Genomic DNA, 24927 nt, shown 5'->3' on the forward strand with positions numbered 1-24927 from the left:
TAATGACATTGTTTTGCCGTTATTGGCATTTCCCAGCGGCAAAAACGCTATGCCACGATGTTAGGTAAGCACATTGACCTGAAATGAGGAGCGGAAATGAGCACGGAAACCCTGGATGTCACATCATTACGGCAGCGCATCAGCGAAGGCGAATGGCAGGCGCGCATCAAACTGGCGCAGGCTTATCATCTGGCGGCGAAGCTACGCTGGACCGACCATATTTACACCCATTTTTCCCTGCGCGTACCGGGCGATCAGCCGCACTTTCTTATCAACGCTTTCGGGCAAACCTTCGATGAAATCCAGGCGGAAACGCTGGTTAAAATCGACATCGACGGCAATATTATTGACGACCCAACCGGGCTGGGAATTAACCTTGCCGGGTTTGTTATTCACAGTGCGATTCACCGCGCGCGGCCAGATGCCCATGCGGTGCTGCATACGCACACCGCGGCCGGCATTGGCGTTTCGGCGCAGCGAAACGGCCTGCTGATGATTTCGCAACACAGCACGCGTTTCCATAATCGCCTCGGCTATCACGATTACGAAGGTATCGCGCTGGATCTCGACGAGCAGCAGCGCATCGTTGCCGATCTCGGCGATCTTAATGCGCTGATCCTGCGCAATCACGGCCTGCTGACCAGCGGCGGTAGCATTGAAGAAGCTTTCTACAACCTCTATTACCTCGAGCGCGCCTGTCAGGCACAGTTGGCGGCACAGTCGGGTGGCGCGGATCTGATCATTCTGCCGGACGCCGTTTCCGAGAAAGCCGCGCAGGCGTTTGATAACAGCATCCGCAATCGCAAATATCAGCTGCACTGGGATGCTTACATCCGCCAGCTCAACCGCAACGCACTCTGAGAATCTCCCCGATGAAATGGCTAAAACCGGTAGTTTCTGCGCTGCTGCTGTGCGCGGCGTTTGGCAGTCAGGCCGCGCCTGATTTGAGTAAAGTCACGCTGGTGCTGGGCGATCAGGCACGCAATCTGCGTTCGCTGATCGAAGCGGCAGATGTCATGAAAGACGCGCCTTATCACTATCGCTGGGCGAATTTCCAGGGCGCGGCGCCGCTGTTTGAAGCGCAGCGTGCGGGTGCGGTCGATACCTCGTACGCCGGCGATTTGCCGGTGCTGATGGCGGCATCGGGCGGCGTGCCGCTGAAGATCATCGCCACCAACGTCGGTGACGCCGGTTCAAACGGGCTGATCGTCCCTGCCGATTCGCCGATCCACAGCGTGAAAGATTTGGCTGGCAAGCAGGTTGTTGTCTCGTCGGCGCGCGGCAGTATCTCGCAGCACTTGCTGTATGAGGCGTTGGAAGAGGCGAAAGTGCCACGTGATACGGTGCCGGTGCGTTTTGTGTTGCCAACCGACGCCAGCGCGGCGTTTAACTCCGGGCAGATTGCCGCATGGGCAACCTTCGATCCCTATTTAGGTATTGCGGAAAAGCATGGCGCGCGTCTGCTGCGTGACGGCAAAGGGCTGACAACCGCGCTGTCGTTTGTCACCGCCACGCAAAGCTCGCTCGACGATCCCGCGAAGCGCGCGGCGATTGCCGATTTCACCCATCGTCTGGCCAAAGCGCGAGTGGGCGCTGGCGCATCCGCAGCAGTATAACGAGGTGTATGCGCAGTTAACGCGCCTGCAACCGGCGGACGCGCAGCAGATTACTGCGCGTATTTCCCATGGCGTACGTGGCGTGACGCCGGATGATGTGGCAAAGGTGCAGAAGGTGTCGGACTTGTTTAGCGAGTTGAATATCCTGCCAAACAAAGTTGATGTACAGGCGATTACCGACAACAGCGTGTTTCAAACGCAATAACGTAAAATCACGCCGCTACGACAACGTGAACTGAACCGTAGCGGCGCAATTTATTGCGCGACCTTGAGTAAAAGAGCCTTAACGCGCCCGTTTGCCTGGCCGTCCATTACCCAACATAATCGCCAATCGGCTTCCGCCCGGCGTGGTTTCCATCAAAATCTTGGTCACGCTGGTGAGCGGCACCGACAGCAACATGCCGACCGGACCCAGCAGCCAGCCCCAGAAAATCAACGACAGAAACACCACTAGCGTCGAGAGTCCCAGCCCGCGCCCCATCAATCTTGGCTCCAGCATGTTGCCGAACACCATATGAATCGCGCTGAACAGCGCCGCCACCAGCATGGCGTCATAAATATCATTTAACACCAGCGCCTGAATAAATGGCGGAATACCGGCGATGATCGGGCCAATGTTGGGGATGAAATTAAGGATGAACGCCACCACGCCCCAGAACAGCGCGAACTTCACGCCGAGCAGCAGCAGCGACAGCCAAACGGCCACGCCGGTAATCAAACTCACCAGGGTTTTCAGTGCCAGATAGTGCGTCACACCTTTCAGCGCACGGTGCAGACCGGCGATGCGGATTTGTGGATTAACCATCGCATTGCGCATCTTGTACGGCAGATGACGCACTTCAAACAGCATAAACACCACGGTGAGGATCAGCAGCAGGACGTTGGTCATCGCGCCGGACAGCTGTTTCAGCACCGATGTGGCCATGTCCATCACCACGTTGGGATCGAGGCGCGCAGCCAGCGCTTCGGTAGAGATGTTGATATGAAAACGCGCGGCAAAATGTTGCACCACCGCCAGTTTCTGCTCCAGCATGGCGCGGATTTGCGGATAGGTATCACTGAAATCACTGGCCGAGCTGGCGAGTACAGCAATGAGTAACAGCACGACGATAAAAATCACGGTGATCACCAGCGTAATCGCCAGGCCACGTTTGACGCCGCGTCGCATTAGCATCGTAACCAGCGGATTGAGCACAATAGCTAAAAAGCTGGCGAGTAAGAAGGGCACCAGAATGTCCGAGGCGGCGCGAATGCCCGCCAGAATAATCACCAGCATCGCCAGTTTTACCAGGATGTTCTGGCCAATTTTTTCCTGAAGCAGGTTATTCATTCTCTCTCCTGAGACGGTTTTTGCTCAGGAGAGTGTAGTTGATGGAAATTAACCATCTGTTTTTTAAGATAAAGAGAAATTTTTACAACACGCAACATCCGTAGCTACCTGCATGAACGTCAAGCGGTAGCTGTGGAATTTTCACACCTCGGCTTACCGTGCCGACATCAATACTTATTTAAACATCGGCACAGACAAACAGCGAGCAAGGTAAGGTGTTAGCTATTTTATTAAGCGATCATTCGTTCATTCCAACCATCTTTAAACTGAATATTTCCATCTACGTATTTCCACATAATAGTTTCATAACGAATCTCGACATTTTCCATATGTGTGCTTGCTATGCCTGCTGGTACGAGTGATGGAGTAATGCTGGTTATTTTTACGTTTTCAAGAACAATGTTAAAGTATTCTGTTTCAATTCCTGCCTCATTAATTCTATACATTTTTATGGTGGCTGATTTAAACATTCTGCCCTGACACAACGCGCGAAATAATAATGGCGTCGTCTGGTCAAATTCTTTCTGGAAAACTATTGGGGCATGGATTCTTGCTGCTGTTAACTTTCCGGTATGTCTGTCGGCTGGAACCGATATGTTATGCGTTAGAGTGCGCATTTCAATTGAGCCGAGTCGTGTAGGCATCAGGCATCCACCCACGATAGGGGATCCGTTTTCATCTGTTAGCCATTAATGAGCTGGAGTAGACATAGTTAAGTTCCTTTTAATTTTAACGAGGGCGGTTAAACCAGACAACAAACGCAAAGGTAATGATTATCAAAACCCCTATGGCCTGAAGTGCGTAGGGGCGAAAGTACGTTACTGCAAAAACACCGAAAGTAATAATTAAAACAAGCGGAACGTAGCCCCAAAAGAAATATGATGCCTGCGCTTTTAACCATTGTTTTAGAAAATTACGCATGCCTACTTCACCATGTTAATTATTGCGTTGGTAATGTCACTCTCAAATGCTTGAGCTTTCATAAAAGTCGGCTCGATGAGGAAATACATCATTTCGAGCCTTTGCATATGCAGGGCTTGATAATACATCGGCGCTTGCAGCCTAAGCCTTTCAGCACTATCAGCAGCTTGTTGTACGATGCCGTATAGCCCTAGCCCGGTAACAGTTAGTGCGGCGGTCTTTCCTGTCCAGGCGACGATGGATGAGTTAAAGCCTATGCCAAGGCAAACAGCTGTTGTTATTCCAATGACAAAAGTCTGGTTGTTTAGTGTGTTAGAGGAGATGATCACGCCTGCTTTTAATAAACCGGAATTGATTGCTGAAAGTTGTTCGCGTGTTTTGAATCTGAAAATTCCTTCAAAATAGATGTGAACCAGCCTAAAGATAATGTCACGTCTTTTGACCACTTCGGCAATGCCATCCAGGAAGCGCAAGTCTTCTTCTTTTAGCTTTGCACAGACATCTTGATAGTTATCGGTGAAGCAAGATGTGTAATACACCAAGCGTGTTGCTCCGTCGCCAATTTTACTGGCTTGCTGAAGTACCTGGTCTTTTACACCTATAAGAGCTTTTTCAAGCTGTGACGCCATCAACTCATCGGCTTTGATGCCCTTGAGTATCAAATCACTGTGATACATGCCGTTTCCTTACGGTTAGAAATCATCCCTAATCGAAACTATAATTTAACCATTTAAAATGTAAGGTCAATGCGGCATGGACATGGGTTTTAAAATATGTGGATAAGATGACAGTTAAACCCATAATCACGGCTTAAATAATGTTAATCATCAATGTCATATTTATGCGTGATGAATCACGCCGCTACGGTATGTATGACTATTTTTCATGACGCCGCATTAGCACCGTGGCCGCCAACATCAAACTCAAACTGGCGCAAAGCGTCAGCGTGGCCATCGCCATACCTTGTCCCACCGAGCCCTGTTCGAACTGACGCCAGATAAAGATCGCCACGGTTTGCGTGCCTGCCGGAGCCAGCAGCAGCGATGTCACCAGCTCGCGCGACGCTACGGCAAACACCATCATCATCGCCGCCAGCAAGCTGGGCGCGACTAGCGGCAGCACAATCAGACGCAGCGCCTGCACACGTGATGCGCCGTGCACGCGCGCCGCCGGTTGCAGCGTGGGTGCCAGCTGGCGCAGCGCGCTACTGACATAACGCACCGGCCACGGCAGCAGCAAACAGCTGTACGACAGCAGCAGAATAAACATCGTGTTGTAGGGCGAAACCGGCCAGAAACCGCGGTTCCACAGCAGAATCAACCCCACGCCCACCACCACGCCGGGCATCGCCGCAGGCAGCAGCGCCAGGCCATCCATCATTGCCAGCAAACGGGTTTTCCCTTCTGATAAGCGCCAGGCGATCAGAAAACCCAGCGCGCCGGTCAGCAGCGCCGCGCCGAGCGCCAGGCCAATGCTGGTGGAGAAGGCCGCCAGCGCATCGCCTTGCTGGCTGAACAGCGCGCCGAAGTGGCGCAGCGTCAGATTACTCAGATGTAATCCGCCGGAGAGCGTATTCAGCAAGCCGCTCAGGGTCATCGCGCCGAGCGGCAGCACCACCGCCAGCAGCACGGTGACAGCAAACGGCAGCAGCATTAAGATTTGTAAGCGTCCCGCATGCGCCAGTTCCTGACTCACCGGTTTGCCACCAACCGCCGTCACATCGCTGCTGCCGGTCAGTTTGCGCTGCAGCAGCCACGCCGTGAGCGCCATCAGGCTCAGCATCAGTGACAGCGACGCTGCGCCAGGCAGATCGATCGGCCAGTCGGCGAGTTTGGTTTCAATACCGACGGTCATCAGCGTCAGCTTCGCCTGCGCACCGAGCGCCGCAGGCACGCCGTACTCCTCAATCGCCAGCGTAAACGCCAGCAGCACGCCACCCGCCAGTGCCGGTAAGGTGAGCGGCAAGGTGATGTGCCAGAAGCCGCGCCACGCCGATGCGCCATGCACGCGCGCCACCCAGGCAAGACGTTGCCCGCTGGCCAGCAGCGAACGCGACACCGCGAAATAGACCACCGGGAAGATGTTCAGCGTCATCACGCCAATCATGCCGCTGCTGCTAAACAGCAGGCTGTCGAAGTTGATGCCAGTGAGTTGTTCGATATAGCCGTTGCGTTGCAGCGCCAGCGTCCATGACAGCGCCACAATATAGGGCGGCGTCAGAAAGGGGATCAGAAACAGCAGATCCCACAACGCCGCGCCCGGCAGGCGGAACAGGCCGCGCAGTACGCCGAGCGGTAAGCCCAGCAGCAAACTGCACAGCGCCACGCCGCCGCCGATTTTCAGCGTGCCCAGCCACATCGATGTCAGCTGCGGATCGTCCAGTAGCGCCGGGAAAGCGCTAAAGACACCGCGCCAGCTACCTTCGCCGAAGTAGGGAAACAGCGCTTGCAGCACGATAAACAGCAGCGGCAGCGCCACCAGCAGCAATAACGCCAGCAGAATCACGCCATTCAGGGCACGCGACATCGCTTACTGTCCGAAAAGTGCGCCAAAGCGCTTCAGCACCGCCGAACGTTCGCTGCTGCCATCCTGATTAGTCGGTAACAGCTTGATCTCAGTGAATAGCGGACGTTGCGCTTTGATATCGGTACGCGCCGGCATCAGCCAGGCTTTCGCTACTTGCTCCTGACCTTCATCCGACAGCACGTAATCGACGAATTTCTTCGCATCATCTGCGTGTTGGCTGCTTTTCAGGATCATCATCGGACGCGGTGCGACCACGGTACCGTTTTCCGGGAAGATCACCTTCACGCTCTCGCCCTGCGCGATGTTGTTATAGGTGACGTAATCGACCGCGCCAAACACCGCCGCTTTCGCGCCTTGCAGCACCGGCGTCACCGCCTGCGCGTTGGGGCCGCTCATCACCATGCCGTTGGCTTTCAGCTGGTCAAACAGCTGCCAGGCTTTTTCGCCTTCGCTGTTTTGCAGGCCAATCAGCAGATCGAGTGACGCGCCAGACAGCGCCGGATCCGGCGTGGTGACGTTATCTTTGAAGGCGGGCGCGGTGAGATCCTGCCAGGTTTTCGGCTCTGGCGTGTTGCTTTGCGTATTCCACACGATGCCGAGCGCGGAAATGCCTTGCGCGACATAGTTGGCGGTTTTGAACTGATCCGGCACCTTCGCCGCGTTGGCGCTGTTGAACGGCAGCAGCCAGCCGCGCTGTTGCAGATCTTCGGCGGTATCCCACGAAGCCGAGATCAGCACGTCGGCTTGCGGATTGGCCTGTTCCGCTTCCAGACGCGCCATCACTTTGCCGGTGGTGGCCTGGAAAATATTCACTTTGATGCCGGTCTGTTTTTCAAATCCGGCGGCAAGACTTTTCGACAGCGAACCCGGACCGGCGGTGTATACAGTCAGCGCCTGGGCGTCGTTGATCATGATGGCGGAAGTCAACATCATCGCGCTGATGGCTCCTGTTTTAACTGACTTGAGAGATGGCATTGCAGTCCCCTGAGAGGTGAGTAACGGAAACAATCTGGCCCTGCGCCAGGTGAATGATGCGGTCGGCCAGCGTGCTGGCTTCGTCGCGATCGTGCGTAACGTAAACAGCGGTGATGCGCGCCGCGCGCAGCAAATCCGCCATGGTGTGAACCAGAGTTTCACGCAGGTCGCGGTCGAGGTTGGAGAGCGGTTCGTCGAACAGCAGAATGGCCGGTTTCGCCACCAGCGCACGCGCCAGCGCCACGCGCTGCTGCTGGCCGCCTGAAAGCAGCGCCGGTTTGCGATCGCCAAAATCCTCAAGGCCCACCTGCGCCAGTGCGGCATCGGCCTGTTGCCGCGCGGCGGCTTTTTTCATGCCGCGCATACGCAGCGGAAAGGCGACGTTTTGCGCCACCGACATGTGCGGCCACAGCGCGTAATCCTGAAACACCATGCCAAGGTTACGTTTTTCCGGCGCATCGCAGTGGTGCGGCGATGCCACGCAGCGTTGGCCGATCCACAGTTCGCCGGCGGTGGGCTGCAACAAACCCGCCAGCAGTTTCAGCAGCGTGCTTTTGCCACAGCCGCTCGGGCCGAGCAGCGCCAGAATTTCGCCTGCGGGAATGGTCAGGGAGAGATCGTGCAGAATAGTCAGGTTATCCACCGACCATCTGAGATTTTTCAATTCAATAGGCAGCGCGGCATGCGTCATCGGCCACCTCGCGCGAAGGCGTGAGCGTTACGCACGCGCGCCTGAGAAATCAGGGGCGTCATCAGATTGTTATCCTCTTTGGGATTTGATTGGGGGCGAGTCTACGAGCGCGATATGACGAAATGATGACCATAAAACTGGGCATTTCACTGATGCGGATAAAACCAAATGGCGTATAGTTATCCTCTTGTTATAAAAATTCCGTCACCCACGAGCGCAATCACTCATGCCTGACTCGCCTGCCGCCGCACCTGAACACGGTCGTTTTCGCCTCAATTTACTGATCCTTTCCATCGTGAAGTTCAACTTTGCCAGCTATCTCACCATCGGCTTGCCGCTGGCGGTGCTGCCCGGTTTTGTCCATGATGGACTGGGCTACAACGCCTTCTGGGCCGGATTGGTGATCAGCCTGCAATACATCGCCACGCTGCTCAGTCGCCCACACGCGGGACGCTATGCCGATCTGTGGGGGCCGAAAAAAGTGGTGGTGCTGGGGCTGGTGGGATGCTTGCTGAGCGGCATCTGTATTTTGCTGTCGGCGCTCAGCGATGGGCAGGGCGTGCTGAGCCTGGTGCTGCTGTGTCTGGGGCGCGTGATTCTCGGCATCGGACAGAGTTTTTCCGGCACCGGTACGTCACTGTGGGGCGTGGCGCGCGTCGGTTCGCTGCATATTGGCCGGGTGATTTCGTGGAACGGCATTGTCACTTATGGCGCGATGGCGATTGGTGCGCCGCTCGGCGTGGTGATTTTCCGCAGCGGCGGCTTGCTGCTGCTCTCCAGCATCATCATTGCCATTTGTTTACTGGCAATTGCGCTGGCGCTGCCGCGTGCACCGGTGAAAGGCAGCAAAGCCAAGCCGCTGCCGTTCCGTGACGTGCTGAGCAAGGTGTACGGTTTCGGCCTGATTCTGGCGATGGGTTCCGCCGGATTTGGCGTGATCGCCACCTTTATCACGCTGTTTTATCAGGATAAAGGTTGGGATGGCGCCGCCTTCGCGTTGACCATGTTCAGCGCCGCGTTCGTCGGCACGCGTCTGCTGTTTCCGAATGCCATCAACAAGCTCGGTGGTTTGCGCGTGGCGAGTATCTGCTTTGCGGTAGAAGCGATGGGCCTGTTTCTGGTGGCCGGTTCATTCGACCCGTGGATGGCGAAGATGGGCGCGTTCCTCACCGGCGCGGGTTTCTCGCTGGTATTCCCGGCGATTGGCGTGGTGGCGGTGAAAGTGGTGCCGCAGCAGAATCAGGGCAGCGCGCTCGCCACCTATACCGCGTTTATGGATTTATCGCTGGGCATCACCGGGCCGATCGCCGGTTTCATCATGAGTTATGCCGGCGTGTCGCTGGTCTATTTCCTCACCGCACTGCTGGTGTGTTTAGCGCTGTTCTGCACGCTGCGCATGATTAAGCAGATGCCGGAAGAGCCGATGGGGGAGGTTAAAGAGAACGCATAATTTTGCTATTGAACTCAGGCATACCCTAAATAGTTTAAGTCAGAGCAAGGCGGCAAGCGTGAGAATCCCCAGGAGCTTACGCCCGTAAGTGACTGGGGTGAGCACGGGCAGCCAACGCAGCTATGGCTTAAAATATGACGGGTATGAAAAAAAGGCCTCCGACCGAGGCCAACACTAACAAAATGTGTCATTAGACACAGATAAGGGTTCGTTTTCAGGCTTGCAGCAACTCGATGCTGTAGCGAATTTGGCGTTCAATCTCAGCGGTATTCCACGTCTCCAGCGATGAGGCAAACGGCTCAAATGCGTAAATGCCTTTATAGCCCAACATCTCCAGACGTTTCACCTGCGCCACGCTGTTCAGCACATCGCGGTCGCTAAGCATGATGCGTTGTTCATCGGTCAGTTGCGCCGTTGGGCGGGTATCTTCCACGCCGGATAAATGCACCAGACCAATATGGTTGATATCAATCTCCTGCGGGAACTCGTTTTCGGCGTTCTCATACAGGTGATGATGGAAGGTATCAAGCAGCACCTTGAACGGGACTTTTGCTTGCTGAATCAGTTGCTGCGTCTGCACCGCCGAGCGCAGCGAGCTGACCGGGAAGCCCAGCGGTTCAACCAGCCCCTGAATGCCATACTTTTCAAAGCGCGGCGCCAGTACCTGCAGCGCTTCCAGCGTCTGCTGGGGCGAAATCTCAACTCCTTCATTGAGCGGACACATCACCAGCGCTTTTGCGCCGATGGCCTGAGCTTCCTGTAGCAGCGCGTCGGCTTTAGCCAGCAGCGACTCATCGGCACGGTTAAACGGATAGAGCGCGTTAATCGTCACGATTTCAATGTGGTAATTATCCGCTAGCGCGCGCAGCTGCGCCGCGCTGAGATCATCGGTTACCTTGCCGCTCTGCATGTCATTACGCAGTTCAACCTTGCTCAATCCCAGGCGTTGCACCAGCTGAAAGAAGGCTTCCAGCGTTAGCCTGGGCGCAATTTTACGGTTAATACAGAAACGGGTCGGATCGATGGCCATGTGCGGCTCCTGTAAACGGATACGGATTAGGTGCTGCAAAGAGAACATTTATTTCATTATTATTGAATTATGAAATATCAGATATTGGATCTGCCTCGCAAAAATTTCATATTTCGTTTCGCGTTGCATGGGGAAGCTGGATTTCAGACATAAATTCGGTGCGGGCAACGGCTTAGCGGCAGAGCGGTTTGGCGAGCCTTTAGCACCAGCAGTGCAGCGCTACGGGCTGATTTACACCCGGCTGTCAGCGCAGGCGGAAAAAATGCGATCCATGCCGCTAAAAGGAAATTTTCTAAAAAGAAGTATTTGAAAAATTCATTTCATTACGATAGCTTCATAGCACGCTTTAAGTATTGCCTGCACACGCAGCGTCGCGGTTCGAACGGGCTATCTGCAGGGAACTTCACATCTAAGAGGCAACGACATGACTATCGTAGGAAACTTTATCGGCGGCAAAATTACCCACAGCGCCAGCAATGAAACCATTCCCGTGTACGATCCGGCGACCGGCAAAGTCGTGCGTGAACTGACGCAGAGCACCGCCGCTGAAGTGGAAAAGGCGATTGAAGTCGCGCATGCCGCCTTCCCGGAATGGTCGAAAACCGCGCCGTTGCGTCGTGCCCGTGTGATGTTCAATTTTAAAGCGCTGATGGAAAAACACCGCGAAGAGCTGGCGGCACTGATCGTGTCTGAGCACGGTAAAGTGTGGTCCGATGCGCTGGGTGAACTGACGCGCGGTATCGAAGTGATCGAGTATGCCTGCGGTATTCCACATCTGATTAAAGGTGAGAACTCACCGAGCGTGGGCACCGGCGTTGACAGTTATTCGCTGATGCAGCCGGTCGGCGTTGTCGCCGGTATCACACCGTTTAACTTCCCGGCGATGGTGCCACTGTGGATGTTCCCCATCGCGCTGGCGTGCGGCAACACCTTTATCCTCAAGCCACCGGCGCTGGATCCTTCCGCATCTGTGCGCATGGCCGAACTGCTGAAAGAAGCGGGCCTGCCGGATGGCGTATTCAACGTGGTGCATTCGTCTAACGAAGATGCCGAGCAGCTTTACAAAGATCCGCGCATCGCCGCAGTCAGCTTCGTGGGTTCTTCCGGCGTAGCGGAGCACATCTATAAAACTGCCAGCGCCCACGGTAAACGCGTGCAGGCGTTTGGCGCGGCGAAAAACCACGCCATCGTGATGCCCGATGCCGATCTCGATGCCACCGTGAACGCCATTATGGGCGGCGCGTTTGGTTCAGCGGGTGAACGCTGCATGGCGCTGCCGGTTGTGGTTGCCGTGGGTGACGACACCGCAGACAAACTGATTGCGCGTCTGACGCCGCTGATCAAAGCGCTGCGCGTCGGTCCTGGCATCCAGAAAGGTGCCGAAGAGAATGAAATGGGGCCGGTGGTTTCTGCTGCGCACCAGAAGAAAGTGCTGGGCTACATCGACAAAGGTGAGCAGGAAGGCGCGAAGCTGGTGGTTGATGGCCGCGGCATACAGGTTGCTGGCCATGCAGAAGGTTACTACGTTGGCGGCACGCTATTCGACAATGTGACGTCGGATATGACCATCTGGCGCGAAGAGATCTTCGGGCCGGTGCTCAGCATCATGCGTTCCAGCGATTACGACAGCGCACTGCAGCTGGTTAACAGCCACGAATTCGGTAACGGTAGCGCCATCTTCACCAGCAACGGCCACACCGCGCGTGAGTTTGTGCAGAACGTCGAAGCTGGCATGGTTGGCGTTAACGTGCCGGTTCCGGTTCCGATGGCGTTCCACAGCTTCGGCGGCTGGAAGCGTTCGGTATTTGGTGCGCTGAACGTGCACGGTCCAGACGGCGTGCGTTTCTACACCCGCATGAAAACCGCCACCGTGCGTTGGCCGAGCGGCCAGCAGACCGTATCTGAGTTCAGCATGCCGACGCTGGGCTAATTTCGCTCAACAAGGAGGAACAGGATGTCTCTGATTTCGAAAGCGCAAAAACCCGACAGCAACGGCCGCATCCAGCACGTCACGCCGGAAAGCGCGGGCTGGGAATATGTCGGCTTCGACGCTTATCTGCTGAAAAAAGGGCAGAGCCTGAAGCTGAGTAGCGGCGACAAAGAGTTGTGTCTGGTGCTGGTGGCGGGCTTTGCGTCGGTGAAAACCCGTCACGCCGAGTTTCCGAATCTGGGTAAGCGTCTGTCGCCGTTTGAACGCACTCCGCCTTACTCAGTCTACGTACCGCATAACGACGAAGTGGAAGTGTATGCGGATAGCGATCTGGAGCTGGCGGTGTGTAATGCACCGAGCAGCGGCAACCTGCCGGCGCGACTGATTGCGCCGGAAGATGTTGGTGTTGAGCAGCGTGGTAAAGGGCGTAATCAGCGTCTGGTGCACAACATTCTGCCGGACAATAAAGAGGCCGACAGCCTGCTGGTGGTGGAAGTCTACACCGATGAAGGCGCGACCAGTTCGTACCCCAGCCACAAGCACGACCAGAAAAACAGCCCGGACGAAACCTATCTGGAAGAGACCTACTATCACCGTTTTGATCCTGAGCCAGGTTTCGCCATGCAGCGCGTTTATACCGACGACCGTTCACTCGACGAGTGCATGGCGCCGTATAACCGCGATGTGGTGACGGTGCCGCGCGGCTATCATCCGGTGGCAACCATTGCCGGGTACGATAACTACTATCTCAACGTGATGGCGGGCCCAAAACGTCTGTGGAAATTTACCTGGGAGAAAGATCACGCCTGGGTGAACAGCGACCAGTATCCGCGTTCGTAGATTGCACATCAATGTAAGAAGGGCAGCCAGGTGGCTGCCCTTTTTTGTTCGCTGGTCGACTCTGCGAAGAGATTATTCGCTGGCCACGTTGTTGTTCAGCGCCAGCGACACGGCGAGCGTCTGTGCCAGACACAGCGAAGCGACCTGCGAACGGAAGCCATCCACTTGCGCTTCACGCACCACAAAACACACATCGCTGAAGGCAGCCAGCGGGCTGACCTGGCTGTCGGTGATGGCGATCAGATGCGCGCCACGTTTGGCACCCAACTCAACCAACTCCACCGCTTCACGCGCGTATGGCGAATAGCTGATGGCGATCACCACGTCTTTAGGGTTCACCATGCTCAGCTGCTCGGTGAACATGCCGCCGAGGCCGTCGATCAGGAACGCACGACGCTCCAGATGGCGCAGCGCATACACCAGATACGATGCCACGCTGAATGAGCGACGCAGGCCGATGATGTAGATGTTCTCGGCTTCATCGAGCATTTTCACCGCGCGGTTGAGCTGGTCCGGATTGACCTGCATCGCCAGCTGTTGCAGCGCCTGGCTGTTGACCATGGTGAAGACGTTGAGGATTTCGGCCGGGCTTTCGGGTGAAGTGGCGCTGTCGTCAGTGGCGGTCTGGCGGAACAGACGTGCGCGCTCGGTATAGTTAACGGTCTCTTCCATCAGGTGCTGACGGAAAACCTGTTTCATTTCGTTGAAGCCGCTGAAGCCAAAGGCGTTGGCAAAGCGGATCAGCGTCGAGGGCGGCACATCGGCATGTTGTGCAATGGAAGCAACGGTATCGAAAGCGATGCTGTTACTGTTATCAAGGATATAACGAGCCACCTGCTTCAGGCGTTTGCTCAGCGTCTCATAGCGACGACGGATCTCGTCCTGTAACAAGGTTAATTGCGTTGGATTATTGGTCATTACTTCGGCCCGCTAGAAAAGAAAATATGGCTGGATAATGAGCGCTATAGTACCAGATGGATGGAAAATTTCATTTGTTTGACATCATCGTGACGCTTATTTCATCGGTTTATGAAATGCCTCACAGAATATGCAGGTTTTCCCCTCACCCTAACCCTCTCCCGCAAGCGGGCGAGGGAACCGTCTTGTGCGGCTTAGCAGATCGCGTTCAATACTCAACAGTTGCTGGATCGGTCCCTTCTCCCACTTGTGGGAGAAGGTCAGGATGAGGGCCAGCGAGCATAATCAAAAAAGCGGCCAATTGGCCGCTTTTTCCCAGCTAACTTCGCACTTAACCGCGTACAGCGCGCCAGTAGCCGATCAACCGCAGGTAGTTCCCTTTCACGGTCTCAACCAGCGCTGTATCATCCAGCTCGCCTTGCAGCCACTGGCGTGACGGCTGGCCGAAGATGGTGCGACCTACCGCGAAACCTTTCACCCACGGCGCTTGCGCTGCGGCGGCGAAACCGGCTTTCAGCGTCTCTTCCGGGGCATCGAGGCCCAGCAGCAGAATGCCGCGGCAGTGCGGATCGTTCTGCTCGATCAACCCGCTGATCGCCTGCCAGCTTTCGGCAGACAGCGGCGGCAGTTTCCACCAGTCTGGCTGAATGCCAAGGCTGTAGAAGTGGCTCAGCATGTCGTAATAGTAGGATTCGTTACGGTCCGGATTGCTCTCCGGCAGAATCAGCTCCAGCAGCAGTTCGTGCCCGCTCTTGTTACAGCCATTCCACACATCGAGCACCAGCTCATCCTGCTCTTTGCGCAGTTCCGCGCTGTCGTGCGGATGGTAGAACACCAGACATTTCACCACGTGCTCGGCTGGCCAGTCGACCAGCTGTGAGCCGATGTTGCCGTGTTCAAGGCGCAGCGGACGTGAACTTGGCAGCTCAATTGGTCGCCCAATCCACCAGTTTTTACCGGTAATCGCGTTCAGCGCTTTCTGGCCGTAAGTGGTGTCCGCGAGGATGCCGCTCTTTTCATTCAGGCCGGCTTCATTGGCCGCTTCTTCTGCGGCACGCAGCAGCAGCAGTTTCAATTCTGGGATGCGCTCTTCGCTGACGCCCGCTTCGCGCGCCATATCAGCCAGCTGTTTGCGATGGTCGAAGGCGAACACATTCAGCTCTGGCCACTGCTGTTTACGCGTGGTGACGCGATGCAAGTGATTGAGACGTACATCAAGATCCGGACGTTTCACCTCTTTATCGCGGCTTAGGAAATCATCCAGCTCTTCTTTGGTCGGCATCGCCGGTGCACAGCCGTGGCGCGAAACCACCAGCGCGCCACAGGCGTTCGCGTAACGGCACGCTTGCTCCCAGCTTTCATCATTCAGCCAGCCGCGCAGCAGGCCCGACATAAAGGCATCGCCCGCACCCAGCACGTTCAGCACTTCAACGCGCACGCCGCTCTGCAGTTTGGTCTGTTCCCAACTATCCGGGATCTCGCCCTCAAACACCACGCAACCCAGCGGACCGCGTTTGCACACTAATGTGGCCTGGCTCGATTGACGCACATTTTTCAGCGCGGTCAGCGTATCGGTGCTGCCACCGGCGATATGGAACTCTTCTTCCGTTCCGACCACCAAATCGAAATAGTGCAGCACTTCCTGCAGTTGTTGCGTCACTTCGCCCGATTCAATGAAACGCGTTTCGCCGTCGCCGAGTGAGGTCAATCCCCACAGTACCGGACGATAATCGATATCCAGCGCGGTGCGCAGGCCGTTGCGTTTGGCGATATCCAGCGCTTTCAGTACGGCGGCGCGGGTTTGCGGATGCGAAAGGTGCGTGCCGGTGACGGCGACCGCGCGTGAAGAGGTGATGAAATCTTCGTTAATATCTTCCGGCACCAGCCCCATATCGGCGCAGTTGTCGCGGTAGAAGATCAGCGGGAAGCTCTCTTCATCTTTGATCCCAAGGATCACCAGCCCGGTCAGGCGCTGCTTATCGGTAATCAGGCCATCGGTATTGCAGCCCGCACGTTGCAGCTCTTCACGCAAAAAGCGGCCGTTATGCTCGTCACCTACGCGCGCCAGCATCGCCGATTTCAGGCCCTGGATCGCCGTACCGTAGGCCACGTTGCCGGAAGACCCGCCGAGATATTTGTTGAAGCTGGTCATATCTTCCAGGCGTGATCCAATTTGCTGACCGTAGAGGTCGACGGCGATGCGTCCGATACAAATCACATCAAGCCGCTTCTGTTGTGTACTCATACCTATTGTTTCCTTCTGTGATAAGCAGACACTGCGGGCGCTGCCGCCCAACGTCGAGCGCTTTGCTTCCGGGTTCTCAAGGTGCCTGATTGGCTTTGGTCGCAGTATGAGGAATAAAAATTCCAAATTCAATATGAAATGAAACATCCATCACGATTTTGTGAGCCAGGTAAAACTCTGACCAGGCCGCAAAGCGGCGTTTGAATCGTCGGGAGTTTCAGTGATAGTCAGGCTTGTGAGCCAGGTCTCAGGAAAGTGCTGGCGAATCAAGGAAGCTACTGAAGTGAAATGAAATTTCGTTATGACCTGAAAATGACCTGTTACTGTTCCACTTTTCCCCCTTTCGCGGCTTGCGCAGCCCACGTTTCATTGCTGAATTTGATCTCCATCGCAAAATGAAATGTTTCTTCTGTAATCGTGTTTTATGAAAAAAATATTTGTTTATAATCGCCTCACGTTTCACTTAATCCGCGGGCGCCGTGAACGGCAGTTTTTACCCGAACCGCGATGTACCTCGCCGCAGGTACCAGCATGTAAAGGAAGAAGCATATGGGCACAATCAGACTCACCACGGCACAGGCGCTGGTAAAATTTCTTGATAACCAATACCTGAACGTTGACGGCGTTGAAACCAAATTTGTGAAAGGCATTTTTGCCATTTTCGGTCACGGCAACGTGCTGGGATTGGGACAGGCGCTGGAGCAGGACAGCGGCGATCTGGTGGTGCATCAGGGCCGTAACGAGCAGGGCATGGCGCACGCTGCCATTGGCTTTGCCAAGCAGTCGCTGCGTCGTCAGATTATCGCCTGTACCTCATCGGTCGGTCCCGGCGCGGCCAACATGATTACCGCTGCTGCCACCGCGACCGCCAACCGCATTCCTTTACTGCTGCTGCCGGGCGATGTGTTCGCTACGCGCCAACCGGATCCGGTATTGCAGCAGATTGAACAGAGCCACGATCTCAGCATCAGCACCAACGACGCGTTCCGCGCGGTGAGCAAATACTGGGATCGCGTCAGCCGCCCGGAACAGCTGATGACTGCCTGCATCAACGCCTTGCGCGTGTTGACCGATCCGGCAGAAACCGGCGCGGTGACGATTGCGCTGCCGCAGGACGTGCAGGGCGAAGCCTGGGACTTCCCGGAATACTTTTTCCAGAAACGTGTGCATCGTCTGGATCGCCGCTTGCCAACTGCCGCGCAATTAGAAGATGCGCTGGCGCTGATTGCGCGTAAACACAAGCCGCTGATCATTGTCGGCGGCGGCCTGAAATACTCTGATGCCGGGGATGCGCTGCTGAAATTTGCCGAGCGCTTCAACATTCCGTTTGCCGAAACTCAGGCCGGTAAAGGCACCATCGTTTCCGATCACCCGCTCAATGTCGGCGGCGTGGGCGAAACCGGCTGCCTGGCGGCCAACCTGCTGGCGAAAGAGGCCGATCTGGTGATTGGTATCGGTACGCGTTACACCGACTTCACCACCGCGTCGAAATGGATTTTCCAGAATCCGGACGTGAGCTATCTGAACCTCAACGTCAGCAACTTCGACAGCTACAAGCTGGATGCGGTGCAGCTGCTGGCGGATGCGCGTGAAGGTTTAACCGCGCTGGAAAGCGGGTTGCAAGGTTTCGAAAACCATTGGGGCGGCCAGATTGAGCTGTCGCAAAGCAAGCTGTTGAAAGAGACGCAGCGCGTCTATGCCGCCACCTATAACACCGACGATTTCATTCCGGAAATCGCCGACCACGCCGATCGCGAAGCGCTGTTTGCCGAGTTTGAGCGCCTGACGAAATCGGTGCTGACGCAGAGCAGCGTGCTGGGCACCTTAAACGAGCAGCTCCCAAAGGATGCGGTGATCGTCGCGGCAGCGGGCAGTCTGCCGGGCGACCTGCAGCGCGTGTGGCGCACCAAAGATTACAACTCGTACCACGTTGAGTACGGCTACTCCTGTATGGGTTATGAAGTGAATGCCGCGCTGGGCGTAAAGCTGGCGCAGCCGCAGCGTGAAGTCTACGTCATGGTTGGCGACGGTTCGTTCATGATGCTGCACTCCGAGCTGGTCACGTCGATTCAGGAAGGGGCGAAAATCAACGTGGTGCTGCTGGATAACATGACCAACGGTTGTATCAACAACCTGCAGATGGAACACGGCATGGACAGCTTCACCACCGAGTTCCGCTTCCGTAATCCGGAAGGTGGCAAGCTGGATGGCGGCTTTGTGCCGGTGGACTTCGCGGCGATTGCCGGCGGTTACGGCTGCAAAACCTACCGCATCACCACGCTGGAACAGCTGGAAGCCGCGTTGATCGACGCGCAGAAGCAGACCGTTTCCGTGCTGTTCGACATCAAAGTGCTGCCAAAAACCATGGTGCACAAATACTTCAGCTGGTGGCACGTTGGCGTGGCGCAAACCTCTACGTCAACGCGCACGCAAGAAGTGGCCGACAACCTTAACGTGCATATCGAACAAGCACGTAAGTATTAAAACCTCTTTTAGGCCGGAGCTCTCCGGCCTTGTTTTACCCTAACTTATCCGACTCTACAGGTGTAATTATGACGCTCAAACTCGGTGTAATTGGTACCGGTGCAATTGGTCAGGAACACATTCGTCGCTGCAATAACGTCTTGCAGGGTGCCAAAGTGGTGGCGGTTTCTGATATCAACGTGGAAGGGGCGCGCTCGGCGCTGCAACGTCTGAATATCGAAGCCGAGGTGTATCAGGATGGTCATCAGGTGATCAACTCGCCAGACGTTGACGCCGTGCTGGTGACATCCTGGGATCCGACCCACGAAGAGTTTACGCTGGCGGCAATCGCGGCCGGCAAACCGGTGTTCTGTGAAAAGCCGCTGGCGCTGAGCGCTGAAGGTTGCCGTCGCATTGTGGATGCCGAGATCAAACACGGTAAACGTCTGGTGCAAGTGGGCTTTATGCGCCCGTACGATGCCGGCTATCGCGCGCTGAAAAAAGTGATCACCGACGGTGAAATCGGCGAACCACTGATGCTGCACTGCGCGCACCGCAACCAGAGCGTCGGCGAGAATTACACCACCGACATGGCGATCACTAACACCCTGATTCACGAGCTGGACGTGCTGCGCTGGCTGACCGAAGACGACTACAAAACCGTGCAGGTGGTGTTCCCGCGCACCACGTCGAAGTCTCATGCCAGGTTGAAAGATCCGCAGATCGTGCTGTTCGAAACGCAGAAAGGTATCCGCATTGATGTGGAGATCTTTGTTAACTGCGCGTACGGCTACGACATTCAGTGTGAAGTGGTGGGCGAAGAGGGCATCGCTAAGCTGCCGGAGCCTTCGGCTATTCAAACGCGCAAAAACGCGCGTCTCGGCGTGCCGCTGCTAACCGACTGGAAAGACCGTTTCATTGATGCTTATGACGTTGAGCTGCAAGCGTTTATTAATGACGTGAAAGACGGCCAACTGACCGGACCTTCTGCCTGGGATGGTTTTGCTGCTTCCGTGGCCGCCGATGCCTGCCACAAAGCGCAGAACAGCGGTGCGATTGAGCCGGTAACCATGCCGCCGCGTCCGGATTTCTACGCCAAATAACTGAGCTGTGCGCTAAATACTCCTCGGCGGCTCAGCGGCCGCCTCTGTGAATCAGGGACAACAACATGAACAAAGACAACGTTAAACTGGCGATCGCGCCAATCGGCTGGACTAACGACGACATGCCAGAGCTGGGCAGCGAAAACACCTTCCAGCAAACCGTGAGTGAAATGGCGCTCGCGGGCTTTACCGGCAGCGAAGTGGGCAGCAAATATCCGCGCGATCCGGCGATTCTCAAGCCGATGCTCGATATCCGTGGCATTCAGATCTGCAACGCGTGGTTCAGCACCTTCTTCGCCAACGGCGACAAAGCGAAAACCATCGACGAATTTATCAATCACATGAATTTCCTGCATGCGATGGGCGCGCGCGTGATTGGTTGCTCCGAGCAGAGCAAAAGTATTCAGGGCACCACGCTGGCGGTGCTGGAGCAGAAGCCGATTTTCAGCGATGAAGAGTGGCGCTTAACCGCGGAAGGCTACAACGAGCTGGCGGAGATCGCCGCGAAAAAAGGCATGCGTTTGACGCTGCACCACCACATGGGCACCGGCATTCAGACGCCAGCCGAGATTGACCGCTTTATGGAATCGACCAATGAGAATGTTGGCCTGCTGTACGATACCGGCCACATCTACTATTCCGAAGGTTCACAGCAGGCGATGCTGGATGTGCTGACCAAATATCTGCCGCGTATTTTCCACGTGCATCTGAAAGACGTGCGCGACAGCGTGGTAGCCGAAGTGCGTGAGAAATCGCTGTCGTTCCTGGATGGCGTGAAGAAGGGGACTTTCACCGTGCCGGGCGATGGCGTGATCGATTTTAAACCGGTGTTCAAAATCCTCGATGATTACGGCTATAAAGGCTGGATGGTGGTGGAAGCGGAGCAGGATCCGGCGCTGGCCAATCCGTTCGAATATGCGGTGAAAGCGCGTAAGTACATCCGCGAGAATGCGGGGTTATAAGGGCAAATGCGCGCAGTGCATTGCGCCGCTACGGGATGTGCACGCATTCGTAGCGGCGCGATTTATCGCGCTGTTTTCCATAAAAAAAGGCCGTTATCCCATCAGGATAGCGGCCTTTTAATTGGCTGAGATTATGACGCTAACGACAACGCCGGTTTCTGTGCGTTGACCGCCAGCCACTCGGCAATGCGCGCCTGCTCGGCTTCGTTCAGCCACATACCTTGTTTGGTACGACGCCAAATCGCATCATCCAGTTCGCGTACCCATTCGTTTTTCACCAGGTAACGCAGCTCGGCTTCGTAGAACTCGTGACCGAAGTTTTCACCCAGATCGTCGATGCTCTTCGCGCCTGCCAGCAGCTCTTCGGTGCGGCTGCCGTAAGTCCGCGCAAAGTGACGCGCCATCCCTTCGCTGATAAACGGATAGCGACGACGCAGGCTGGCGGTGTAATCCTCGCGTGAACCGGAGAAATCCCCGCCCGGCAATACCGCGTTTTTGGTCCACGCCGGGCCGATATTCGGGTAGTATTTGGTCAGTTTCTCCAGCGCATGTTCCGCCAGCTTACGATAGGTGGTCAGCTTGCCGCCGAACACGGACAGCAGCGGCGCCTGGCCATTGTCGTCATGCACATCCAGCGTGTAATCACGGGTGATGGCCTGCGGCGAATCTGATTCGTCATCGCACAGCGGGCGTACGCCCGAGTAAGTCCAGACGATGTCATCTTTGCTTAGCTGTTGTTTGAAGTGTCCATTGAACACGTTCAGCAGGTAACTGATTTCGTTGTCATCGATCTTCACGTCTTTCGGATCGCCTTTGTACTCCACGTCGGTGGTGCCGATGATGGAGAACTCATCCATCCACGGAATCACAAACACGATACGGTTATCTTCGTTTTGCAGGATATACGCCTGCTTTTCGCGATGGACGCGCGGTACCACGATGTGGCTACCTTTGATCAGACGAATGCCGTACGGCGATTTCAGCTTCAGGCCATCGTCGAAGAACTCTTTTACCCACGGACCGGCCGCATTGACCAGACCTTTGGCGCGCCAGGTGTAGGTTTTACCGCTGTCGATATCTTCGGCTTCCACCATCCACAAACCGGCTTCACGCCAGGCGCGGGTCACGCGCGTGCGGGTGCGTACTTCGCCGCCCTGTTTTTCCACTTCCTGCGCATTGAGTACCACCATGCGCGCATCATCAACCCAGCAGTCAGAATATTCGAATCCGCGCGTGATCTCCGGCTTGAGGGCCGAATCCGCGCCAAAACGCAGGCTCTTACTACCCGGCAGCGTGGTGCGTTTGCCGAGGCGATCGTACATAAACAGGCCCATGCGGATCATCCACGCCGGACGCAGATGCGGACGGTGCGGCAGACGGAAGCGCATCGGGAAAGCGATGTGCGGGGCCATTTTCAGCAGCACTTCACGTTCTGCTAACGCTTCGCCCACCAGGCGGAATTCATAGTGTTCAAGGTAGCGTAGGCCGCCGTGAATCAATTTCGAGCTGTTGGAGGAGGTTGCACAGGCCAAATCCCGCGCCTCCAGCATCAGCACCGACAGTCCGCGTCCTGCAGCGTCCACTGCAATGCCGGCTCCGTTAATGCCGCCGCCGATCACGATCAGGTCTTTGGTTTCCACGTCATCTCCTCCGATGTTCGGAATAGTTCTAAAATGTTCGTTTTCGAGCGTAATAATAATCGGAAACCAACATCTACGCCAGCGGTTAACTGAATAAAAACATTTTTGCGTGATATAGCTAACATTCCGACAGGAAAAAAATCACATAACCACAGGACTTGTCAGGTTATCGCGGCGCGTTCTCAGGTTAAACTAGGCGCTAATCGTGATGAAGTAATGAGAGACACCATGGAAACCTTCGAGTGTATTAATGTCCTGCAGGCGCAAGAGCATCTGGCACAAGGTGCGCAGCTGGTGGATATCCGTGATCCGCAGAGCTTTATGATGGGCCACGCGGCGGGCGCGCAACATCTGAACAATGACAACCTGGCGGATTTCATCGCCAACGCCAATCAGGCTTTGCCGGTGCTGGTGATGTGCTATCACGGCAACAGCAGCAAAGGCGCGGCGCAGTTCCTGCTGGGCCAGGGATTCAGCGCGGCGTACAGCATTGACGGCGGATTTGATGCCTGGCGCGCGGCATTCCCGGCGCAGGTTGCCCTCGGCGACGCCTGAGCCCATCGCATAAGGAAGGAGATCACCGCATGATGCGCATTACCCAGTTCAATAATCCGCGCATGGCGCAGGCGTTTGTCGACTACATGGCGACTCGCGGCGTGACGCTACGCATTGAGCGCGAAAGCCACTTTGTCATTATGTTGGATGACGAAAGCAAGCTGGAGAGGGTCGAAAACGAACTCGCGCAGTTCGTGCGCGATCCCAACCATCCGCGCTATCAGGCGGCCAGCTGGCATAGCGGCAACACCGAAAGTGGCTTGCGCTACGAGCGCACCCACATCTGGGCGAGCATTCGCGAACGCGCAGGTCCGCTCACCATGACCATGATGATCGCCTGCGTCGCGGTATTTATCCTGATGCAGATCGTCGGTGATGATGTGGCGCTGGATTGGCTGGCGTGGCCGGCGGATTCTTCGCAATATTTCCAGGTTTGGCGCTGGTTTAGCCATGCGCTGCTGCACTTCTCGCTACTGCATATCCTGTTCAACCTGATGTGGTGGTGGTATCTCGGCGGTGCGGTCGAGAAGCGTCTCGGCAGCGGCAAGCTGTTTGTGATTATGCTGATCTCGGCGCTGCTAACCGGCTGGATGCAGGCCAAGTTCAGCGGCGTGCTGTTTGGTGGCTTGTCGGGCGTGGTTTACGCGTTGATGGGTTACTGCTGGCTGCGCGGCGAGCGCGATCCCGAAAGTGGTATTTATCTCGAGCGCGGCCTGATTGGCTTTGCGGTCGTATGGTTGGTGATTGGCTGGTACGGCGCATTTGGTCTGTCGATCGCCAACGCCGCGCACGTCACCGGCTTGCTGGTGGGTTTAGCGATGGCATTTGTTGATACGCGTAAGATTACGCGTCGTTAGCAGCACCAATAAAAGAAGCGGCCACGAGCCGAGGAGAGAGATGTGAAGCAGACGCAACGTCATGACGCCATTATCGATCTGGTCCGGCGTCAGGGATATGTCAGTACCGAAGAGCTTGTTGATCACTTTGAAGTCAGCCCGCAAACCATTCGGCGTGACCTGAACGACCTGGCCGATCAGAACAAAATCATGCGCCATCACGGCGGGGCGGCGCTGCCGTCCAGCTCAGAAAATACCGCATGGCAGGATCGTAAAATGATGTGGTCGGCGGAGAAAGCGCGCATCGCCGAGCGCGTGGCGAGCCAGATCCCTGATGGCGCCACGCTGTTTATTGATATCGGCACCACGCCGGAAGCGGTAGCGCATGCGCTGCTCAATCACAACAATCTGCGCGTCGTCACCAACAACCTCAACGTGGCGATTCTGCTGATGGCGAAAGCGGATTTCCGCGTAATTATCGCCGGCGGCGAAGTGCGCACGCGCGATGGCGGCATCATGGGCGAAGCGACGCTGGACTTCATTTCGCAGTTTCGCCTCGATTACGGCATTCTCGGCATCAGCGGCATTGATATGGATGGTTCGCTGCTGGAGTTCGATTATCACGAAGTGCGCACCAAACGCGCCATCATCGAAAACTCGCGCTGCGTGATGCTGGTGGTGGATCACTCGAAGTTTGGCCGTAATGCGATGGTCAACCTCGGCAATATGAGCCTGATTGATTACATGTATACCGATCAAAGCCCGCCGGCCAGCGTGCTGAAAGTGATTGAACAGCACGAAGTTCACCTCGAACTTTGCTAATGCCGTAGCGGCGCAATTTATTGCGCGATAAATTGCGCCGCTACAAAAATCAGCACCGATTTTTTTCACCGCAC

At 55.8% G+C, this 24927-nt stretch carries 22 protein-coding genes; 12 read left to right on the forward strand and 10 right to left on the reverse strand.

Annotated features, from left to right (window positions below; translation table 11 throughout):
* Positions 1 to 96: 96 nt before the first annotated feature.
* From MWH02_RS18185 to MWH02_RS18195, 3 genes are read left to right on the forward strand one after another with little or no spacing between them, the layout of a single operon-like run.
* Complete coding sequence (locus MWH02_RS18185) at positions 97 to 861, forward strand: class II aldolase/adducin family protein (RefSeq protein WP_101762706.1); 765 nt, start codon at positions 97 to 99, stop codon at positions 859 to 861.
* An 11-nt stretch (positions 862 to 872) separates the two neighbouring features.
* Positions 873 to 1616, forward strand: coding sequence for an ABC transporter substrate-binding protein (locus tag MWH02_RS18190; protein ID WP_271461181.1), 744 nt, complete (start codon positions 873 to 875; stop codon positions 1614 to 1616).
* 4 nt (positions 1617 to 1620) lie between these two features.
* Positions 1621 to 1821: a hypothetical protein gene (locus tag MWH02_RS18195; RefSeq protein WP_271461182.1), complete on the forward strand. Its 201-nt coding sequence runs from the start codon at positions 1621 to 1623 to the stop codon at positions 1819 to 1821.
* A 78-nt stretch (positions 1822 to 1899) separates the two neighbouring features.
* On the opposite strand, the gene MWH02_RS18200 is transcribed toward MWH02_RS18195, so the two are convergent.
* From MWH02_RS18200 to MWH02_RS18225, 6 genes are all read right to left on the reverse strand, one after another.
* On the reverse strand, positions 1900 to 2946 hold the full coding sequence (locus tag MWH02_RS18200; RefSeq protein WP_101762704.1) for an AI-2E family transporter: 1047 nt from the start codon (positions 2944 to 2946) through the stop codon (positions 1900 to 1902).
* 230 nt (positions 2947 to 3176) lie between these two features.
* A complete protein-coding gene (locus MWH02_RS18205; protein WP_271461214.1) occupies positions 3177 to 3608 on the reverse strand; it encodes an Hcp family type VI secretion system effector in 432 nt (143 codons plus the stop codon).
* A 261-nt stretch (positions 3609 to 3869) separates the two neighbouring features.
* Positions 3870 to 4544 carry a hypothetical protein gene (locus MWH02_RS18210; RefSeq protein WP_271461183.1) on the reverse strand — a complete coding sequence of 225 codons (675 nt, stop codon included), beginning with the start codon at positions 4542 to 4544 and terminating at the stop codon, positions 3870 to 3872.
* A 199-nt stretch (positions 4545 to 4743) separates the two neighbouring features.
* Entirely contained in the window at positions 4744 to 6393 is a 1650-nt protein-coding gene (locus MWH02_RS18215) for an ABC transporter permease (RefSeq protein ID WP_271461184.1), read from the reverse strand.
* Between the two features lie 3 nt (positions 6394 to 6396).
* Positions 6397 to 7368, reverse strand: a complete 972-nt coding sequence (locus MWH02_RS18220; RefSeq protein WP_271461185.1) for an ABC transporter substrate-binding protein — start codon at positions 7366 to 7368, stop codon at positions 6397 to 6399.
* Positions 7346 to 8059 (reverse strand): ABC transporter ATP-binding protein, encoded by a 714-nt coding sequence (locus MWH02_RS18225; protein ID WP_271461186.1) that lies wholly within the window; start codon positions 8057 to 8059, stop codon positions 7346 to 7348. Before MWH02_RS18225 ends, MWH02_RS18220 begins: the two co-directional genes overlap by 23 nt.
* A 226-nt stretch (positions 8060 to 8285) precedes the next feature.
* On the opposite strand from MWH02_RS18225, the gene MWH02_RS18230 reads away from it, so the two are divergent.
* Positions 8286 to 9509: an MFS transporter gene (locus MWH02_RS18230; RefSeq protein ID WP_271461187.1), complete on the forward strand. Its 1224-nt coding sequence runs from the start codon at positions 8286 to 8288 to the stop codon at positions 9507 to 9509.
* Between the two features lie 214 nt (positions 9510 to 9723).
* Here the strand turns inward: MWH02_RS18230 and MWH02_RS18235 are convergent, their stop codons facing one another.
* Positions 9724 to 10539, reverse strand: coding sequence for a TIM barrel protein (locus MWH02_RS18235; RefSeq protein ID WP_271461188.1), 816 nt, complete (start codon positions 10537 to 10539; stop codon positions 9724 to 9726).
* Between the two features lie 424 nt (positions 10540 to 10963).
* Between MWH02_RS18235 and MWH02_RS18240 the strand changes: the two genes are divergently transcribed.
* Both MWH02_RS18240 and iolB read left to right on the forward strand, forming a co-directional pair.
* Positions 10964 to 12469, forward strand: coding sequence for a CoA-acylating methylmalonate-semialdehyde dehydrogenase (locus MWH02_RS18240; protein ID WP_008107947.1), 1506 nt, complete (start codon positions 10964 to 10966; stop codon positions 12467 to 12469).
* A 24-nt stretch (positions 12470 to 12493) separates the two neighbouring features.
* Positions 12494 to 13309, forward strand: a complete 816-nt coding sequence (iolB, locus tag MWH02_RS18245) for a 5-deoxy-glucuronate isomerase (protein ID WP_271461189.1) — start codon at positions 12494 to 12496, stop codon at positions 13307 to 13309.
* A gap of 72 nt (positions 13310 to 13381) precedes the next feature.
* Here iolB and MWH02_RS18250 read toward each other — a convergent pair whose 3' ends face one another.
* Both MWH02_RS18250 and MWH02_RS18255 read right to left on the reverse strand, forming a co-directional pair.
* Complete coding sequence (locus MWH02_RS18250; RefSeq protein ID WP_192414806.1) at positions 13382 to 14227, reverse strand: MurR/RpiR family transcriptional regulator; 846 nt, start codon at positions 14225 to 14227, stop codon at positions 13382 to 13384.
* Positions 14228 to 14558: 331 nt separating this feature from the next.
* Positions 14559 to 16472 (reverse strand): bifunctional 5-dehydro-2-deoxygluconokinase/5-dehydro-2-deoxyphosphogluconate aldolase, encoded by a 1914-nt coding sequence (locus MWH02_RS18255; protein ID WP_271461190.1) that lies wholly within the window; start codon positions 16470 to 16472, stop codon positions 14559 to 14561.
* 549 nt (positions 16473 to 17021) lie between these two features.
* Between MWH02_RS18255 and iolD the strand changes: the two genes are divergently transcribed.
* The 3 genes from iolD (at position 17022) to iolE (ending at position 21000) form a co-directional block, all read left to right on the forward strand.
* Positions 17022 to 18956, forward strand: coding sequence for a 3D-(3,5/4)-trihydroxycyclohexane-1,2-dione acylhydrolase (decyclizing) (gene iolD, locus MWH02_RS18260; protein WP_192236966.1), 1935 nt, complete (start codon positions 17022 to 17024; stop codon positions 18954 to 18956).
* A gap of 68 nt (positions 18957 to 19024) precedes the next feature.
* A complete protein-coding gene (iolG, locus tag MWH02_RS18265) occupies positions 19025 to 20038 on the forward strand; it encodes a bifunctional inositol 2-dehydrogenase/D-chiro-inositol 1-dehydrogenase (RefSeq protein WP_271461191.1) in 1014 nt (337 codons plus the stop codon).
* A 65-nt stretch (positions 20039 to 20103) separates the two neighbouring features.
* Positions 20104 to 21000 carry a myo-inosose-2 dehydratase gene (gene iolE, locus MWH02_RS18270; protein WP_110867635.1) on the forward strand — a complete coding sequence of 299 codons (897 nt, stop codon included), beginning with the start codon at positions 20104 to 20106 and terminating at the stop codon, positions 20998 to 21000.
* A gap of 131 nt (positions 21001 to 21131) precedes the next feature.
* On the opposite strand, the gene glpD is transcribed toward iolE, so the two are convergent.
* Positions 21132 to 22640, reverse strand: coding sequence for a glycerol-3-phosphate dehydrogenase (glpD, locus tag MWH02_RS18275; RefSeq protein ID WP_110867634.1), 1509 nt, complete (start codon positions 22638 to 22640; stop codon positions 21132 to 21134).
* 228 nt (positions 22641 to 22868) lie between these two features.
* On the opposite strand from glpD, the gene glpE reads away from it, so the two are divergent.
* From glpE to MWH02_RS18290, 3 genes are read left to right on the forward strand one after another with little or no spacing between them, the layout of a single operon-like run.
* A complete protein-coding gene (gene glpE / locus MWH02_RS18280; RefSeq protein WP_101762689.1) occupies positions 22869 to 23195 on the forward strand; it encodes a thiosulfate sulfurtransferase GlpE in 327 nt (108 codons plus the stop codon).
* 32 nt (positions 23196 to 23227) lie between these two features.
* Entirely contained in the window at positions 23228 to 24052 is an 825-nt protein-coding gene (gene glpG / locus MWH02_RS18285) for a rhomboid family intramembrane serine protease GlpG (protein ID WP_271461215.1), read from the forward strand.
* 42 nt (positions 24053 to 24094) lie between these two features.
* The gene (locus MWH02_RS18290; protein WP_101762688.1) at positions 24095 to 24853 is read left to right on the forward strand and encodes a DeoR/GlpR family transcriptional regulator; all 759 of its coding nucleotides are present in this window, start codon (positions 24095 to 24097) and stop codon (positions 24851 to 24853) included.
* The last annotated feature ends 74 nt before the right edge of the window (positions 24854 to 24927 follow it).

Source organism: Pantoea leporis (assembly GCF_028048155.1).
GTDB classification, from domain to species: domain Bacteria; phylum Pseudomonadota; class Gammaproteobacteria; order Enterobacterales; family Enterobacteriaceae; genus Pantoea; species Pantoea leporis.